17 protein-coding genes are annotated in these 16,664 nt (G+C 42.3%); 14 read left to right on the top strand and 3 right to left on the bottom strand.

All coding sequences use genetic code 11. From position 1 onward, the window contains the following. Nucleotides 1–22 precede the first annotated feature (22 nt). The 3 genes from AACH28_RS08960 to AACH28_RS08950 are packed head-to-tail and all read right to left on the bottom strand — an operon-like array spanning nt 23 to nt 1,851. A complete protein-coding gene (locus AACH28_RS08960) occupies nt 23–658 on the bottom strand; it encodes a conjugal transfer protein TraD (protein WP_091095673.1) in 636 nt (211 codons plus the stop codon). Nucleotides 659–660: 2 nt separating this feature from the next. After that, nucleotides 661–1,071, bottom strand: a complete 411-nt coding sequence (locus AACH28_RS08955) for a DUF3408 domain-containing protein (RefSeq protein WP_091095671.1) — start codon at nt 1,069–1,071, stop codon at nt 661–663. A 12-nt stretch (nt 1,072–1,083) separates the two neighbouring features. Further along, nucleotides 1,084–1,851, bottom strand: a complete 768-nt coding sequence (locus tag AACH28_RS08950; RefSeq protein ID WP_091095669.1) for a ParA family protein — start codon at nt 1,849–1,851, stop codon at nt 1,084–1,086. A 699-nt stretch (nt 1,852–2,550) separates the two neighbouring features. Between AACH28_RS08950 and mobA the strand changes: the two genes are divergently transcribed. From mobA to AACH28_RS08880, 14 genes are all read left to right on the top strand, one after another. Further along, entirely contained in the window at nt 2,551–2,988 is a 438-nt protein-coding gene (gene mobA, locus AACH28_RS08945) for a conjugal transfer protein MobA (RefSeq protein ID WP_078690890.1), read from the top strand. Nucleotides 2,989–3,074: 86 nt separating this feature from the next. After that, a complete protein-coding gene (mobB, locus tag AACH28_RS08940; protein ID WP_078690891.1) occupies nt 3,075–4,361 on the top strand; it encodes a conjugal transfer protein MobB in 1,287 nt (428 codons plus the stop codon). Nucleotides 4,362–4,463: 102 nt separating this feature from the next. Then, nucleotides 4,464–6,467, top strand: a complete 2,004-nt coding sequence (gene mobC, locus AACH28_RS08935) for a conjugal transfer protein MobC (protein WP_078690892.1) — start codon at nt 4,464–4,466, stop codon at nt 6,465–6,467. 184 nt (nt 6,468–6,651) lie between these two features. Then, the gene (locus AACH28_RS08930; RefSeq protein WP_176133359.1) at nt 6,652–6,822 is read left to right on the top strand and encodes a hypothetical protein; all 171 of its coding nucleotides are present in this window, start codon (nt 6,652–6,654) and stop codon (nt 6,820–6,822) included. Beyond that, nucleotides 6,819–7,415, top strand: a complete 597-nt coding sequence (locus AACH28_RS08925; RefSeq protein ID WP_068597175.1) for a superoxide dismutase — start codon at nt 6,819–6,821, stop codon at nt 7,413–7,415. The genes AACH28_RS08930 and AACH28_RS08925 overlap by 4 nt, the downstream gene beginning before the upstream one ends. A gap of 16 nt (nt 7,416–7,431) precedes the next feature. Then, on the top strand, nt 7,432–7,881 hold the full coding sequence (locus AACH28_RS08920) for a tetratricopeptide repeat protein (protein ID WP_341832748.1): 450 nt from the start codon (nt 7,432–7,434) through the stop codon (nt 7,879–7,881). A 44-nt stretch (nt 7,882–7,925) separates the two neighbouring features. Beyond that, nucleotides 7,926–8,513, top strand: a complete 588-nt coding sequence (locus AACH28_RS08915) for a peroxiredoxin (RefSeq protein ID WP_068597962.1) — start codon at nt 7,926–7,928, stop codon at nt 8,511–8,513. Then, on the top strand, nt 8,503–9,945 hold the full coding sequence (locus tag AACH28_RS08910; RefSeq protein ID WP_068597171.1) for a M17 family metallopeptidase: 1,443 nt from the start codon (nt 8,503–8,505) through the stop codon (nt 9,943–9,945). The genes AACH28_RS08915 and AACH28_RS08910 overlap by 11 nt, the downstream gene beginning before the upstream one ends. Beyond that, a complete protein-coding gene (locus AACH28_RS08905; protein ID WP_078690894.1) occupies nt 9,938–10,909 on the top strand; it encodes a ribonucleoside-diphosphate reductase small subunit in 972 nt (323 codons plus the stop codon). The genes AACH28_RS08910 and AACH28_RS08905 overlap by 8 nt, the downstream gene beginning before the upstream one ends. Before the next feature lie 14 nt (nt 10,910–10,923). Then, entirely contained in the window at nt 10,924–11,508 is a 585-nt protein-coding gene (gene def / locus AACH28_RS08900) for a peptide deformylase (protein ID WP_078690895.1), read from the top strand. Nucleotides 11,509–11,530: 22 nt separating this feature from the next. Beyond that, the gene (locus tag AACH28_RS08895) at nt 11,531–13,870 is read left to right on the top strand and encodes a ribonucleoside-diphosphate reductase subunit alpha (protein ID WP_341832747.1); all 2,340 of its coding nucleotides are present in this window, start codon (nt 11,531–11,533) and stop codon (nt 13,868–13,870) included. Between the two features lie 20 nt (nt 13,871–13,890). Beyond that, nucleotides 13,891–14,661, top strand: a complete 771-nt coding sequence (gene map, locus AACH28_RS08890; protein WP_068597164.1) for a type I methionyl aminopeptidase — start codon at nt 13,891–13,893, stop codon at nt 14,659–14,661. 8 nt (nt 14,662–14,669) lie between these two features. Then, the gene (locus AACH28_RS08885) at nt 14,670–16,016 is read left to right on the top strand and encodes a dihydroorotase (RefSeq protein WP_068597163.1); all 1,347 of its coding nucleotides are present in this window, start codon (nt 14,670–14,672) and stop codon (nt 16,014–16,016) included. 4 nt (nt 16,017–16,020) lie between these two features. Continuing rightward, nucleotides 16,021–16,656 carry a 2,3-diphosphoglycerate-dependent phosphoglycerate mutase gene (locus tag AACH28_RS08880; protein WP_078691096.1) on the top strand — a complete coding sequence of 212 codons (636 nt, stop codon included), beginning with the start codon at nt 16,021–16,023 and terminating at the stop codon, nt 16,654–16,656. Nucleotides 16,657–16,664 lie beyond the last annotated feature (8 nt).

Here is a 16,664-nt window from a genome sequence, read left to right as displayed (position 1 = left end):
ATGTAAACACGAGAAAGAACCCTCACACAAACTCCCCAATGTCAAAGTTTTCAAAATCATTTTTCCGCAAATTGGAAGAACCGGCTTCTGTTTCAGTAGAGAGTGTGCTGTCCAAAAGCTCGGCAATTTTTCGGGAAGCACCCTCAATGGAATTTTCCAGCAGGCTGAATAATTCGGTTCCCTGTAATCTTTGAACTATGGCTACCGTTGTTTCCTTTTGGTCTGTTTCCAGTTTTTCTTTTTGGAGCAACACCCCCACGGAGTTTAGTTCTTCAAAGGTAACCCCTTGGGCAAAACCGTCATCGCCACCGGATGTTCCGTACCTGTTCCATTCTTCTTCCTCTTCCTCAAAATCAGGCATATTACTGAAAACTTCGTCCAGCTCTTCCTGCGGAACCTGAATACCTACGTCTTCATTTTCGTCGTATTCGATGTCTAAATTAGCGGGGTTTATCTCTGGTTCCTGAATTTGGCGTTCATTGGCAGTGTTTGGCTGCGAAAGTCGCATTACAGGTTTGGGCTGCCCCATAATATCGGGCAGGTTCGGATTGACTTTTTCCTGTTTTGGCTTTTGCTCCGACCGTTTCTTAATTACAATCTTGTCCTGCAAAAGCAGGGCTATGACTATCAGCAGGCATATCACGATTAGTATTTCCATAGCTACAAAATGGGTTTAAAACGTTCGTTGAAATAATTTGTAATATCATCGCCAAACTCCCTGAAGTGGTGTTCAAGGATATTGTCAATGTAGGAATAGAGGGTTGTTTTTTCCTCCCTTGTCAATTGTACAATGCGGAGCAACCGTTCGTGGTATTCCGGACGAATGTAAACGACCTTGCCACTACGACCGGATGGGAACCGATTGACCAGAAATGTTTCCTCGTAGTCCGCTTTTTTTGATGAACTGCTTCGGGGTTTCTCTTTAGGTTTGGGCTTCGTTTCCTTTGGTGATTCCGGTTGCTGATTGTTTTTAGTCAAAGCAACTGGCTCATCGCCACTGATGATGTTCATCAAATAATCCTCATCAACATCAGGCTTTTTAAAATCGTTATTCTTATTTTCAGTACTCATAGTTCATCACTTTTATAGCTGCGTGATTTTTAAAAATTCCTCGATAAACAAATCCATTTTTGTGGCTTTCAGCAATTGTGTTTCGGCGGGCAGCAAGCTGGATCTAAATACATAGTTTTCGGTATCGTCTGTTTCTTTTCGGAAACGCTTGCTGTCCATTATTCTTGTTTCCATTATGGGTAGGCTGAGTTGTTTGATAACACTTTGATAAGCCTCATACAAGCCTGTTTTTTCCCTTCCGTCCACTTGGTTCCAGAACAGCCATAACTCTTGCTCATCATTACCCTCAATGGTTTTCGGGAGTTCAAGAAAGGCTTTGGTAAAGCCCAATGTACTTTCCACGACCAAACGGTCGGCGGTTATGGGCGAAAAGATAAAATCCATCATTTTCAAAGTGGTTAGTACCCCTTTGGTATTGGCGGTTCCGGGCAGATCAAAGAAAATAACATCCGGTACAATAGCCGATTGGCTTACATATTCCGATGCTTTTTCTAAAGCATATTCGGCTTTGCTTTTGATAATCGGATATGCCTTTTTGTTAATGGTTTGAAACTGCTTCATTGCCGCCTTTTTATGATATTCATTTTGCATTAAGGTCTTCTTATCCCGTTCACGCATATTGGTCAGGCTATGCTGCGGAAAGTCGCAATCCAATACCAAGACGTTAAAACCTAACCGGTAGTGGAGCACACTTGCCAGCAAGGTGGTCATTGTCGATTTTCCTACACCGCCCTTTTGCGTGGAGAAGCTGATTTTTAAGGTTTTTTTCTTTGTTTCCATTATTTAAAAATTTATTGTTACACGTTTTACTTGCTTTGCAGGTTTGAATATTCCTGCTTTTGAATATTACATTGTTCCCAATTTTCTGCATTGTTTGTCAGGAATACGCCTGTATATTTTTTTGCTTTTCTTACAGCCTTGTTGGATATGTTTTTTGGTAAATGGTAAACTTCTCAAATGGCAAAATGCTTTACCGCTTTTATGCTTTTACACTTTTATAGTTTTACGTTTTTAAAACTTTATGCTTTTATTCCAAACTACCTGCACACTAATCCTGATTTCTTCCCTGTTTTAATACATTTTTTACTCCCTGCTCTAAAACAATATGGCAAATAAAGTGAATGAAAGACCTGCTGATTGAAGTGTGGCACTGTTTGGCGTTCAAAGACAGTGTTTGTCCGGGTATTGCATTGCAATACTCTTGTAAGCAGGTCTTTACTTTGTGTGATGAATTATATTAACGGATTTATGCAAAGGCATCTTGACAAAATGGACACGAAACAGGACGGCATCGGGCCGTTTTTCCCTGTTACATTTAATCCGTCACGAAGTGCGGATTTTTGTGTTCACCGGAACACGGCAAGTTGTGTTTTGAGCATCTCGAAAACTTTTCGGATGCTCAAAACAACTTGCCCTTGCAGGGGGCAGAAAACGTCCTCCGAAGTCGGCGTTTTTGTGTGAATTAAAAATGGATTAGTGATGAATGAGAACAACAAAAAACAGTTGAAAAAGACGGGGCGACCGCTTAAAAACGACCCTGCGAAAATACGCTACACGATTTCCTTTAACGAGGAGGAACACGCCCGTTTTCTTGCCCTCTTTGATAAATCGGGTATGCAGGTAAAGGCACATTTTATAACGTCTTGTATCTTCAATAAGACGATAAAATCGGTGCATATCGACAAAGGAACGGTTGATTTCTATATGCGACTGACTTCGTTTCACAGTCAATTCCGCTCTATTGGTGTCAATTATAATCAGATTGTAAAGCTATTGTACAAGAGTTTTTCCGAGAAAAAGGCATCGGCTTACCTGTACAAGTTGGAAAAACAGACGGCAGAAATGGTCGAATTGTTCAAAAAAGTTGTGGAGATAACCGAGGAATTTGATAAAAAATACCTCAAAAAACAGCCTTAGACCTGGTTGAGCTATCCATTAAAAGGTAAAATCAATAGCTCATCCAAGCTTCATTACCATCAAGAAAATAAAAAAATCAATGAAAAATGATAGCGAAAATCGGAAGAAGTGCAAATTTATACGGAGCATTGGCGTATAATAATCTGAAAGTTGAGAAAGAAAACGGACAAATTCTGTTTGCAAATAAGATAATTGAAACGTCCAACGGGCAATATTCTGTGGCACAATTGGCACAATCTTTTGCTCCTTATCTCTTGGCTAATCAAAATACAGAGAAACATACCCTGCATATTTCGCTCAATCCCGACCCGAAAGATACCGTTAGCGATGATAAGTTTCGGGAAATGGCACAGCAGTATATGCGGGAGTTGGGATATAGCGAACAGCCTTTTGTGGTATTCAAACATACCGATATTGACCGTACCCATATCCATATCGTATCGGTTTGTGTGGACGAAAACGGAAAAAAGATTTCGGACAAATTCGAGAAAATGCGGTCGATGAACATCTGCCGTGAACTCGAAAAACAACACCATTTGATACCTGCAACAGATAAAGAGCGTAGCCAGAACGATAAAATTTTCCACCCTGTGGATTACAGTAAAGGCGATGTGAAAAGTCAGATTGCTTCAGTAGTACGACACCTGCCGAACTATTATCAATATCAGACTTTGGGCGAATACAATGCTTTGCTTTCTCTTTTCAATATTACCACCGAAAAGATAGAGGGCGAATTGCAGGGAAAACCACAGCAAGGTTTGCTATATATTCCGTTGAATGAAAAAGGCGAAAAAGCAGGAAATCCGTTTAAGGCTTCCTTATTCGGAAAGAATGCAGGGCTACCAGCATTGGAATTGCATTTTGCGAAATGCAAAACGGCTTTAAAGGATAACCCAACCAAGAATACTTTAAAAGCTGCCGTAACGATTGCCCTACAATCTACGGATAATGAATTGAGCTTTAAAAAGCACTTAGGCGAGCAAGGTATCAATGTAGTGGTACGGAGAAACGACACAGGACGTATTTATGGAATGACATTCATCGACCATAATTCCAAATCCGTATGGAACGGTTCAAGTTTGGCAAAGGAACTTTCTGCCAATACCTTTAATGATTATTGGAACAATAACATCAAACCGGAGATAAAAGAACCTGCTTTACAGCAACCCAAAATATCCACATCAAATGATGCGGATCTTCCTGCGGAAGAACCACACCATTTGTTCGACTTCTTAACTACGGAAAAGCACGAAGACGGCTTGATAGAAGCATTGGGCGGTTTATTGCCTGAAGCGCAGGGCGAAGATTACGAGGAACAGGACTTTGCCAACAAAATGAAGAAAAAGCGGAAACGCAAAAGAGGTCAGCAGTAGTATTCAGCCAAACACAGCCACTCCAAGCCAATGACTGCCATAATCTTATAGCCACTCTTCATAGCTCATAAATTCACGCCCGAACATTTAAAAAATTATAAAATGCAGGGAGAAGACGATTTAAGAGGCTTAGCCAAGATTATGGCTTTTATGCGAGGAGTAAGCATCATTATAGTATTGATGCACTTGTATTGGTTTTGCTACGGTTTCTTTATAGAACGTGGCTGGACATTAGAAATCATCAACAAAATATTAAGCAATTTTCAGCGTACCGCCGGACTGTTTTCGCATACCCTATATACCAAAATATTTGCATTGGTATTGTTGGCTTTGAGCTGTTTGGGAACGAAAGGCGTAAAGGACGAAAAGATTACGTGGGGCAAAATTTATGTGGCTTTTGGTATCGGCTTCGTCCTTTTCTTTTTGAATTCTCCATTATTAAAGCTACCACTAAACACCACTACATTTCTCTATATCCTAACAACGGGTTTAGGCTATATCGCTTTAATGGTTGCAGGGGTTTGGATGAGCCGTTTGCTCCGTAACAATTTAATGGACGATGTTTTCAACAACGAAAACGAGAGCTTCCAACAGGAAACCAAATTAATGCAAAACGAATACTCGGTAAATCTGCCCACAAAGTTTTACTACAAAAGCAAATGGAATGACGGTTGGATAAACATTGTAAACCCCTTTCGGGCAACGATTGTGTTGGGAACTCCGGGTTCTGGTAAATCTTATGCCATTGTAAACAATTATATCAAACAGCAGATTGAGAAAGGTTTTTCAATGTATATCTATGATTTTAAGTTTGACGACCTTTCTACGATTGCTTACAATCATTTACTGAAGAACAGGGATAAGTACAAAGTTCAACCCAAATTCTACGTCATCAACTTTGACGACCCACGTAGGAGCCACCGTTGCAATCCGCTTAATCCTGACTTTATGACGGACATATCGGATGCCTACGAAGCAGCTTATACCATAATGCTGAACCTCAACAGGTCGTGGATACAGAAACAAGGGGATTTCTTTGTGGAAAGCCCAATTATATTATTGGCAGCCATTATTTGGTATCTGAAAATCTACGATAACGGTAAGTATTGCACCTTTCCCCACGCTATTGAATTACTGAATAAAAAGTATTCGGACGTATTTACGATTTTGACCTCTTATTATGAATTAGAGAATTATTTATCTCCTTTTCTCGATGCTTGGCAAGGGGGAGCACAAGACCAATTACAAGGACAGATTGCATCTGCAAAAATCCCGTTATCAAGAATGATTAGTCCGCAATTGTATTGGGTAATGACAGGCGATGATTTTTCATTAGACATCAACAATCCGAAAGAGCCGAAAATTTTGTGCGTGGGTAACAACCCCGACCGACAAAATATTTATTCCGCAGCTTTGGGGCTGTATAATTCCCGAATTGTCAAACTCATTAATAAGAAAGGGCAATTAAAGAGTTCCGTTATCATAGACGAACTGCCCACAATTTATTTCAGGGGATTGGATAACCTTATAGCAACAGCGAGAAGCAATAAAGTAGCGGTTTGCCTGGGCTTTCAGGACTTTTCGCAGTTAATCCGTGACTATGGAGATAAGGAAGCCAAAGTAATACAGAATACAGTAGGTAATATTTTCAGTGGTCAGGTGGTTGGCGAAACGGCAAAAAGTCTTTCGGAGCGTTTCGGGAAAGTATTGCAGAAGCGCCAAAGTATGACGATTAACCGAAATGACAAATCTACTTCCATTTCAACCCAATTAGACAGCCTTATCCCAGCCTCAAAAATCAGTACACTTACACAAGGTATGTTCGTGGGTTCTGTATCGGATAACTTTGACGAACGTATCGAGCAAAAGATTTTCCACGCCGAAATTGTGGTAGATAATGAAAAGGTTGCTGCGGAAACGGAAGCCTATCAGAAGATACCGGAAATTTTATCTTTTGTAGATGAACAGGGCGAGGATAAGATGAAGCAGGAAATTGAGAGCAATTACCGTCAGATAAAATTAGACATTGTTCATATTGTTGAGAGCGAAATGGAGCGGATTAAAAATGACCCGAACTTGCAGCATTTGGTACAGCAGGACAACTAAAGATATATATACTTTTCTTATTAAACCTGAATGGCGTGTTAGCCGAAGTTTTTAGACTTCGGCTTTTTTAATTGCTATATGCAGCTTCCTGTTATTTCAAAATAATTCATCTAATTATTTTGTTAGTACATTCTAACTTATTATTTTTGCTAATCTAATTTTAATCAAAAACAAGATTAGTGATATGGAGTATGTAATAGAATTATTGGAAGAAAACAAGAAATACCTCGAAAGAAATATTCGGGATAATAACCTGATGCAGAACAATATGAAGAAAGCCACAGAGCAATTAGGGCAGGTCAGTCAATTAAAAAGAGCGATTAAAATTTTAAAACTAAAGAACAATAAGAGATGAGAATTACACAAGTATTACCGGAGCTTCCGTACGACAGAAATGCCCTTAATCCGATAATCACGGAGGAAACCTTCGATTATCATTACGGTAAGCATCACGCTACGTATGTCAACAACCTTGCAGGGTTGGTAAAAGACACCCCCTTAGAAAACGCTACCGTCGAGGAAATCATACGAAAGGGATTTGCAGAAAACAATGCCGGACTGTTCAATAATGCTGCACAGCATTGGAACCACAGCTTTTTCTGGCATTGCCTTTCGCCAAATGGCGGTAAAACTCCACAAGGCAGGATAGCCGAACTTATCAATCGTGATTTCGGCAGTTTTGAAAACTTCAAGGAACTGTTTTCTACTACGGCAGTAAAGCTATTTGGATGCGGATGGGCGTGGCTCGCACAGGACGAAAACCAAAAACTGGAAATCGTGCCGATGAAAGATGCCCATACTCCATTGACTGAAAATAAAACCCCAATCCTCACGCTGGACGTATGGGAACACGCCTACTACATCGACTACCGCAATGCCCGTCCAAAATTTGTGGAAGGCTTTTGGGAAATCGTCAACTGGGATTTTGCGAACAACAATTTAAAATAAAATGAGTGATACCTGTATGGACCATATAGAAAAATATTGGCAGTCATTAACTGTATCGAATAACGAGCATTTCAATAAAGGCAATTTTGAAAAAGCACTGTCAGGATATAAAGACGCACTGTACAGAGCGGAAGTACTGAACAATAACATCCCGGATTGCATCCGTCTGAAAATACCGTTCATACAGGTATATATCATTTCCTGCAATAACCTGGCGAACACCTACGAAGAGCTTGGCAATCTGGAAGAAGCGGAAAATATGCTCAAACGTACGGTGTATTACCTCCTGCATCTTTCAGCCAATAAAGCCCTCAATCCTGACGAGATACAATCGGAACTGAAAAGAGCCACATTGGCTTATGTCCGTTTTGCAGAGAAAAATAATACAGGAAAGGAAAAGCAGGAACAGCTTTTCAGAACCCTGAAAGAACAATTAGTAGAAAACAATTTAATAAAAATAGATTAGAGATTATGTGCAATTCAGTAAAAAAACTAATGAGCCAGCAGCAAATGCAACTGGTACAAAAAGGACCTTTAAGTATCGGGGATAAACTGCCCGAATTTTTCAAGAAAGCTGTTGTAACCACAGAAAACGGCATAGAAATTACGGACATCGACAACCGTTATCTTTCAGAGCAAGGCAAATGGACAGTGCTGTTCTGGTGGCCGAAAGATTTCACGTTTGTATGTCCTACCGAAATCATCGAATTTGACAATAACAATACCGCATTTGTAGAACGTAACGCACAGGTTATCGGAGCTTCTACCGATACAGAGTTCGTGCATCTTGGATGGAGGCAAAACCATCCGGAATTGGCAAAACTGACTATTCCGATGCTTGCTGATACCTCAAAATCTTTAGCTGAAGAAATGGGCATACTCGACAGTGAAGAAAAAGTTGCCTACCGTGCCACCTTCATCATCGACCCCAATGGCAAAATACAATGGGTAAGCGTGTATCCGATGAACGTAGGCAGAAATGTAAACGAAGTGCTTAGGGTACTGGATGCACTGCAAACAGAAGAATTGACAGGTTGCGGATGGACACCAGGACAACAAACGGTAACAGCAAAACTAAAAGAGCAAAATGCAGGATAATTACTTGAACTTAAATTTCATACCCTATACAAAAAAAGAAGACGTTGCAGATAGTGCTGCAAACATCATACTCATTGCCACCAAAGAGCAGGCAGAACGCTATGCCTTTCAGAAATCATTGGTACAAAACATTGACAAGGCATTTTCTGAAAATCAAACGGAAGTGATTACCACATTGGGCGATAAACAGAACTTTATTGTCATCACGCCCAATACGGAAACCGAGGCATTAAGGTTGGCAGGAGCATCGCTGTATGCTGCCTTGCAGAAACAGCAAACCCAAACTGCACGACTACGGGGGCTGGATGAACTTACGGAAGCAGAACGCTATGCGTTTTTAGAGGGAATGCTGTTGAGTAGCTATGATTTTAATAAATACAAAGCAAAAAAGAAACAGCATCCCGTTGATGTGCATATCCGTAACCGCTCTTTTCCGAAAGACAAGATTGAAGAGCTGAAACGGCTTGTAGAAGCCGTTTCACTGACGAAAACATTAGTAAACGAGCCTGTCAATTATATGGATGCCCTGCGGTTTTCCGAAGTGGCAACAGAAGCTGGAAAACAGTTTGGTTTTGAAACCGAAATCCTGCACAAAGCACAGATAGAGGAATTGAAAATGGGTGGTTTGCTTGCGGTAAACAAAGGTTCGGAAACACCGCCAACCTTCAATATTTTCCATTACAAGCCCGAAAATGCGGTCAATGAAAAGCCGCTGGTGCTGGTGGGCAAAGGCGTGATGTTCGATACGGGTGGTTACTCGCTGAAGACAGGCGGTAATATGCTCACGATGAAATGCGATATGGCAGGAGGTGCGGCAGTATTGGGAACGGTTGCTGCTATTGCAGGAAACAAACTGCCCTATTATGTAATCGGATTGGTTCCCGCTACGGACAATAAGATTTCGGCTAATGCTTTGGTCGTTGATGATGTCATCACAATGATGGACGGCACTACCATAGAGGTACAGAATACCGATGCTGAAGGGCGTTTGGTATTGGCTGATGCCTTGACATACGCCAAACGGTTTGAGCCTGAACTGGTCATTGATATGGCAACCTTAACGGGAGCTTCGGCTGCCATTACAGGTTCGTTAGGAATAGCCGTGTTGGGAAATGCTCAGGAACAGATTGATGAGCTCAAAGGCATTGGCGAGCAGGTTTACGAAAGGTTATTGCAACTACCCCTTTGGAAAGAATACAAAGATTTGCTGAAATCTTCGGTTGCCGATATGAGCAATCTGGGCGGTCCGGTAGGCGGTGTCAGCACCTCTTCCATATTCTTGGAACACTTTACGGACTATCCCTGGTTACACCTTGACATTGCAGGAGCAGCATTCGTCAAAGAAGCCAAAGGATACAGGCAGAGCGGAGCTACGGCTGTACCTGTACGGTTATTATATGAATTTGTAAAAAGAAAGTGCAAAGATGATTGAGCCGATTTTACAGGATAACAAAGACCGGTTTGTCATCTTTCCCATTCAGCACGATGACATCTGGCAATTCTACAAAAAAGCAGAAGCGAGTTTTTGGACAGCCGAAGAAGTGGACTTGTCGCCCGATATGAACGACTGGCACAACAAGCTGAACAATGACGAACGCTATTTCATATCGCACGTACTGGCATTTTTTGCGGCGAGTGACGGTATCGTAAATGAAAACCTTGCCATAAACTTTGTACAGGAAGTGCAATATCCCGAAGCACGTTGCTTCTACGGGTTCCAGATTATGATTGAGAATATCCATTCGGAAATGTACTCCCTGCTGATTGATACCTATGTAAAAGACGCTGTAGAAAAGGATTACCTGTTACGAGCTATTGACACCATCCCCTGTGTGGGCAAAAAAGCCGATTGGGCTTTACGCTGGATTGAAAGCGACAATTTCGCCGAAAGGCTGATTGCATTTGCGGCTGTCGAAGGGATTTTCTTTTCAGGCAGCTTTTGTTCCATTTTCTGGCTGAAAAAACGGGGACTGATGCCCGGTCTGACGTTTTCCAATGAACTCATCAGCCGTGACGAAGGTCTGCACTGCGATTTTGCCTGTTTGCTGTATGTCAATCACCTGGTCAACAAATTGCCCGAAGCAACCGTGCAAAAAATAATAGCCGATGCGGTTGACGTTGAAAAAGAATTTGTAACAGATGCTTTACCCGTTAGGCTTATCGGGATGAATGCCGAACTGATGTGCCAGTACATTGAGTTTGTAGCTGACCGGTTGCTTGTGGCATTAGGCTGTAAAAAGATTTGGAATGCTACCAACCCGTTTGACTTTATGGAGCTGATTTCACTGCAAGGAAAAACCAACTTTTTTGAACGTCGTGTAGGCGAATACCAAAAATCGGGTGTGGCACAGAATACAAAAGAACAAAACAGCTTTTCGCTCGATGAAGATTTTTAATAAATGTGCTTGAGATGAAGTTACCGGTTTACGGATATGGGAATAATGTGCTGAAAATGACAGCAGATAAGGTGGAGCAGGATTATCCCGGACTGGATACGCTCATTGCCGATATGTGGGAAACGATGGAAAACGCACAGGGCTGTGGACTGGCTGCACCGCAAATTGGCAAGCCGCTTCAGCTCTTTGTAGCGGACAGCAAAATTCTGTTTGATAATATGGGAGAAACAGAACGGAAAGATGTTTTTACCGAAGGAGATACGGGCATCCGGGAAGTATTTATCAATACAGAAATTATAAGCCTTTCTGAAAACAAATGGGAAGAAACGGAAGGTTGTTTGAGCCTGCCATTTCTGTCCGGCAAGGTGGTTCGTTCCTGGTCTGTGGAAGTGCAGTATCAAAATCAGCATTTTGAAACCATACAGAAAAAGTTTAGCGGAATGACTGCCCGTGTTATCCTGCACGAATACGACCATACGCAAGGCATTTTATACATAGACCGTGTAAAACCATTGAGTAAAAAACTGATGGAAAGTAAGCTGAAACAAGTGCTGAAAGGAAACGTTACCACGCCCTATAAAATGAAATTCAAGAACTAAAAATAAATTAACGCAACGCTCAATGTTTGTAATAAAAAGAAACGGAAAACAGGAAGCCGTACATTTCGATAAGATTACGGCACGGCTACACAAATTAGTGTACGGACTGGCTGTGGACGAAAAGGATGTCATCGAAATTGCCAAGAAAGTAATTCAGGGCATCTATGACAATGTAACCACTACCGAGCTGGATAATCTTGCCGCAGAAACGGCTGCCGCCTATACAACGGTACATCCTGATTTCGCTGTGCTTGCTGCAAGAATTGCGGTCAGCAACCTGCATAAGAATACCCTAAAGTCATTTTCCAAAACAACTAAATTGCTGTACGATTATATCGACCCTGTAACCAATACGTACGCACCTTTATTATCTAAAGAAACCTATGACATCATCCGAAAAAATGCCGATGCCATAGACAGCAGTATCATTTATGACCGGGATTATAATTTTGACTATTTCGGGTTCAAAACACTGGAACGCTCATACCTCATCCGCACTAACGGCAAAATAACCGAACGTCCGCAGCACTTGTTTATGCGGGTGGCAATAGGCGTACACAAAGAAGATATTGCAGCAGCAATAGAAACCTACAACCTGATGAGCGAAAAATGGTTTATCCACGCTACGCCTACCTTATTCAATGCCGGAACACCCAAACCGCAGATGTCGTCCTGTTTCCTGTTGAGTATGACCGAAGACAGCATCAGCGGTATTTTCGACACCCTGAAACGCTGTGCTTTGATTTCGCAATCAGCCGGAGGTATCGGGTTGAGCATTCACAATGTAAGGGCTACGGGCAGCTACATCAAAGGTACAGGCGGTATTTCCAACGGCATCATCCCGATGCTTAGGGTGTATAATGACACAGCCCGTTATGTGGACCAGGGCGGCGGCAAACGCAAGGGAGCCATTGCGGTATATCTGGAACCGTGGCACGCCGATATTTTTGATTTCCTCGACCTCCGCAAAAACCACGGCAAGGAAGAAATGCGGGCAAGGGATTTGTTCCCTGCCCTGTGGATACCCGACTTGTTTATGCAACGGGTAGAAGAAAATGCCGATTGGTCACTGTTTGACCCGAATGAAGCCCCAGGATTGTACGATACTTATGGCGATGAGTTTGCGGCATTGTACCAACAATATGAGCAGGAAGGGAAATTCCGCAGGCAGGTAAAAGCCCGTGAGCTTTGGAACGCCATATTGGAAGCCCAAATAGAAACAGGTACGCCTTATATATGCTACAAAGATGCCGTCAACGAAAAGTCCAACCAGAAAAATATAGGCGTAATCCGTAGCTCCAACCTGTGTACCGAGATAATGGAGTTCACCAATGCCGGAGAAGTTGCCGTATGCAACCTGGCTTCACTGGCTTTGCCGAGATATGTTGCAGAGAATGGCTTTGATTTTCAGAAGCTGTACGAAGTAACGAAGATTGTTACCCGAAACCTCAATAAAGTCATTGACGGCAATTACTATCCCGTACCCGAAACGCAAAACTCCAACTTCAGACACCGACCTATCGGTTTGGGCGTACAAGGTTTGGCGGATGTCTTCCTGTTATTGCGGATGCCTTTTGAAAGTGAGGAAGCACGGCAACTGAACAAGGATATTTTTGAAACCATCTACTATGCGGCAATGGAAAGTTCGATGGAGCTGGCGAAGGAACAGGGGGCTTACGAGAGTTTCAAGGGCTCGCCCCTTTCCGAGGGAAAGTTTCAGTTTGATTTATGGAATGTCGAGCCATCAGACCGTTGGGATTGGGCAGATTTACGTAAAGACGTAATGGAATTTGGCGTACGCAATTCCTTGTTAGTGGCTCCGATGCCTACCGCTTCTACTTCGCAGATATTGGGGAACAACGAATGCTTTGAACCTTACACAAGTAATGTTTATAACAGGCGTGTGCTTTCGGGTGAGTTTGTGGTGGTCAATAAGCATTTACTGAAAGACCTGATAGAATTAAACCTTTGGGATGCCCAAATGAAAAACAGGCTGATTGCCGAGAATGGTTCTGTTCAAAACATTGAGGAAATTCCTACGGATTTAAAAGAACTGTACAAGACCGTATGGGAAATCAAACAGAAAACCATCATTGATATGGCTGCCGACAGAGGTGCATTTATCTGTCAATCCCAATCGCTCAACCTTTTTATGGCAGAACCCAATATGGCAAAGCTCACTTCGATGCACTTCCACTCCTGGAAAAGCGGACTGAAAACAGGAATGTATTACCTGCGAACCAAAGCGGCAGCAGATGCCATCAAGTTTACGGTAGAAACGGTGCAATCAGCCGAAGACAAACAAGCGGAAATTTCCTGTTCATTGGACAATCCCGAAGAGTGCATTGCCTGCGGCAGCTAAAACAATTAATAATAAGAATTATGTCAATATCAGCAGAAACGGATTTAATCGGGATGCAGGCAGTAAGCAAAGCGGTTGCTCTTACACTAAGGGCAATGCAACGCTACGCCGAACCCGGTATGTCCACAAAAGAACTGGATGATTTCGGAGCGAAGATGCTTTACAGTTTCGGAGCAAAGTCAGCCCCATATTCCACTTACAAATTTCCCGGTTGTACCTGTATCTGTGTCAATCAGGAAGTAGCACACGGCATTCCGTCTGCCACTAAAATCCTGAAAGAAGGTGATTTGGTAAACGTAGATGTATCTGCCGAACTGAACGGCTTTTGGGCGGATAATGGCGGTTCGTTTGTATTGGGAAACGATGTGCATAACCACACTCTTTTGGTTGATGCGTCCAAGCAAATACTGAAGAAAGCCATCGGCAACATCAAAGCCGGTGTGCGGATAAAAGATGTGGGGTTTATTATTGAAACGGAAGCCAAAAAAAGAGGATACAAAGTGATACACAATCTTACGGGTCACGGTATCGGGAACAGGCTGCACGAAGAGCCGTCCATCCCTAATTTCCGGGACAAGATGAATTTCAGCCGGTTCAGGAAAAATACGGTTGTTGCCGTGGAAACATTTATAGCCACCCACTCTACAATGGCAGTATTGGGTAATCCGAAACTGGATGAATGGACACTTGTAGGCAATAAAGGCGGCTATGTAGCCCAGCACGAACATACGCTAATCGTTACCGATGGCGCTCCTGTTATTCTAACGGAAGCCAACGGCATTTGGAATTAACAAAGAAAATGACACAACCTATTCTCATAAAAGATACCAACGTAGTCAATGAGGGCATCATTACCAATGCAGATGTACTCATTGCTAATGGTCGTATCCAAAAAATAGGTATTGCACTTCATCAGTGGGATGCAAAAGTGATTAGCGGAAACGGTAAGTATTTATTTCCAGGGGTTATTGACGGTCAGGTGCATTTTCGTGACCCCGGATTAACGCACAAAGCGGATTTATATACAGAAAGCAAGGCAGCCATAGCCGGAGGCGTTACCTCGTTTATAGATATGCCGAACACGAAGCCCAATGTACTCACGCTGAAATTATGGGAAAACAAATACCGTATGGCAGCACAGAAGTCATTGGCAAACTTTGGCTTTTTTATGGGCGTAAATGCCGATAACATTGAGGATATTCTTCAGATGGATACCTCTCAGTTCCTGGCGGTATCAGACGACGGCTTATACTTTACAAAGAAAGGAAACCTGCTTGCCGACAATCCGCAGGTAATGGAAAAACTGTTTGCCCATTGCCAATGTATCATTGCCGTACACGCCGAAAAGGAAGCCCTCATTACAGCAAACGAAGCTGTTTATAAGCTGCAATATGGTAACGATATTCCATTTAAGTTCCATCCTCAAATACGCAATGAGCAAGCCTGTATCGAAGCAACACGGGACTTTATTGCTTTGGCAACCAAATACAATGCCCGTTTGCATATCCTGCACCTTACAACCGCATCCGAAGCACAGCTATTTGACAAAACCATTCCCCTGACTGATAAGAACATCACTACCGAAGTTTGCGTACAGCATCTTTGGTTTTCCGAGAAAGACTATGACCGATTGGGCGCATTCATAAAATGGAACCCATCCATCAAATCAGAAGCAGACAGAAAAGGTTTGTTGCAGGCATTGACAGACAATCATATTGACCTGGTTACTACCGACCACGCACCGCACACCCTTGAAGAAAAAAGCGGCAACTATTTTACCGCTCTTTCAGGCGCACCTATGGTACAGCATTCACTGAATATTATGCTTGAATTTTTTAAGCAGGGAATTATATCGTTGGAAAAAATAGCGGAGAAGATGTGCCATAACCCTGCTATACTTTACCAAATCGAGAACCGTGGATTTATCAGGGAGGGATATTATGCGGATTTGGTATTGGTGGATATGAACAGGGAATGGATGGTTTCAAAAGACAATATCCTGTATAAATGTGGCTGGTCGCCATTGGAAGGTACTGTTTTTCAAACTAAGGTTACACACACATTGGTCAATGGAAACCTTGTTTACGAAGAGGGGCATTTTAATGAAGATAGAAAAGGAAAAGCATTGGTTAAACATAATACATAAAACGATGAGAAAATTATTTTTAGTCCGGCACGGACAATCACAATGGAACCTTGAAAACCGTTTTACAGGTTGGCAGGATGTAGATATTACAGCACTTGGACAACTGGAAGCTGAACGGGCAGGGCAAATCCTGAAAGAAGAAAAAGTAGATGTAGCCTTTACATCTAAGCTCATCAGGGCACAGCATACATTAAAAATCATCCTGAACGAAATGGGAAAAACAAACACGCCCATTATCATTAACGAGGCATTGAACGAACGAGCCTACGGTATGCTGGAAGGATTGAACAAAGCCGAAACAGCCAAAAAATACGGAGCCGAGCAGGTACATATCTGGCGACGTTCATTCGACATTGCACCTCCGGGTGGTGAAAGCCTGAAAGATACTTACGACCGAGTGATACCTTATTTTGAAAATTTCATACAGCCACAATTACAGCAGCATAAGAATGTACTTCTTGTGGCTCACGGTAATAGTTTGCGGGCATTGATAATGTACCTGGAACATCTCTCTCCCGAAGAAATACTGAAACGGGAAATTGCAACAGGCGAACCCCTGACGTACATTTTCGATGACCAGATGAATGCCGTAAAACTGGGAAGGGTTATCGCAGAAACAAACAATACCGTCCCGATTTAGAAATCATT

The organism is Sphingobacterium thalpophilum (genome assembly GCF_038396785.1).
Lineage (GTDB): Bacteria > Bacteroidota > Bacteroidia > Sphingobacteriales > Sphingobacteriaceae > Sphingobacterium > Sphingobacterium thalpophilum_A.
The sequence above is the reverse complement of the archived record's forward strand: the minus strand, read 5'-3'. Positions and strand labels throughout refer to the sequence as shown.

What these genes read in the sequence shown, in the direction of transcription:
- mobC (WP_078690892.1), top strand. Translation starts at nt 4,464, where the DNA reads ATGCAGGGAGAAGACGATTTAAGAGGCTTAGCCAAGATTATGGCTTTT.
- mobA (WP_078690890.1), top strand. Translation starts at nt 2,551, where the DNA reads ATGAATGAGAACAACAAAAAACAGTTGAAAAAGACGGGGCGACCGCTT.
- AACH28_RS08885 (WP_068597163.1), top strand. Translation starts at nt 14,670, where the DNA reads ATGACACAACCTATTCTCATAAAAGATACCAACGTAGTCAATGAGGGC.
- map (WP_068597164.1), top strand. Translation starts at nt 13,891, where the DNA reads ATGTCAATATCAGCAGAAACGGATTTAATCGGGATGCAGGCAGTAAGC.
- AACH28_RS08955 (WP_091095671.1), bottom strand. Translation starts at nt 1,071, where the DNA reads ATGAGTACTGAAAATAAGAATAACGATTTTAAAAAGCCTGATGTTGAT.
- AACH28_RS08910 (WP_068597171.1), top strand. Translation starts at nt 8,503, where the DNA reads ATGCAGGATAATTACTTGAACTTAAATTTCATACCCTATACAAAAAAA.
- AACH28_RS08950 (WP_091095669.1), bottom strand. Translation starts at nt 1,851, where the DNA reads ATGGAAACAAAGAAAAAAACCTTAAAAATCAGCTTCTCCACGCAAAAG.
- AACH28_RS08880 (WP_078691096.1), top strand. Translation starts at nt 16,021, where the DNA reads ATGAGAAAATTATTTTTAGTCCGGCACGGACAATCACAATGGAACCTT.
- def (WP_078690895.1), top strand. Translation starts at nt 10,924, where the DNA reads ATGAAGTTACCGGTTTACGGATATGGGAATAATGTGCTGAAAATGACA.
- AACH28_RS08920 (WP_341832748.1), top strand. Translation starts at nt 7,432, where the DNA reads ATGGACCATATAGAAAAATATTGGCAGTCATTAACTGTATCGAATAAC.
- AACH28_RS08895 (WP_341832747.1), top strand. Translation starts at nt 11,531, where the DNA reads ATGTTTGTAATAAAAAGAAACGGAAAACAGGAAGCCGTACATTTCGAT.
- mobB (WP_078690891.1), top strand. Translation starts at nt 3,075, where the DNA reads ATGATAGCGAAAATCGGAAGAAGTGCAAATTTATACGGAGCATTGGCG.
- AACH28_RS08960 (WP_091095673.1), bottom strand. Translation starts at nt 658, where the DNA reads ATGGAAATACTAATCGTGATATGCCTGCTGATAGTCATAGCCCTGCTT.
- AACH28_RS08915 (WP_068597962.1), top strand. Translation starts at nt 7,926, where the DNA reads ATGCAACTGGTACAAAAAGGACCTTTAAGTATCGGGGATAAACTGCCC.
- AACH28_RS08925 (WP_068597175.1), top strand. Translation starts at nt 6,819, where the DNA reads ATGAGAATTACACAAGTATTACCGGAGCTTCCGTACGACAGAAATGCC.
- AACH28_RS08905 (WP_078690894.1), top strand. Translation starts at nt 9,938, where the DNA reads ATGATTGAGCCGATTTTACAGGATAACAAAGACCGGTTTGTCATCTTT.
- AACH28_RS08930 (WP_176133359.1), top strand. Translation starts at nt 6,652, where the DNA reads ATGGAGTATGTAATAGAATTATTGGAAGAAAACAAGAAATACCTCGAA.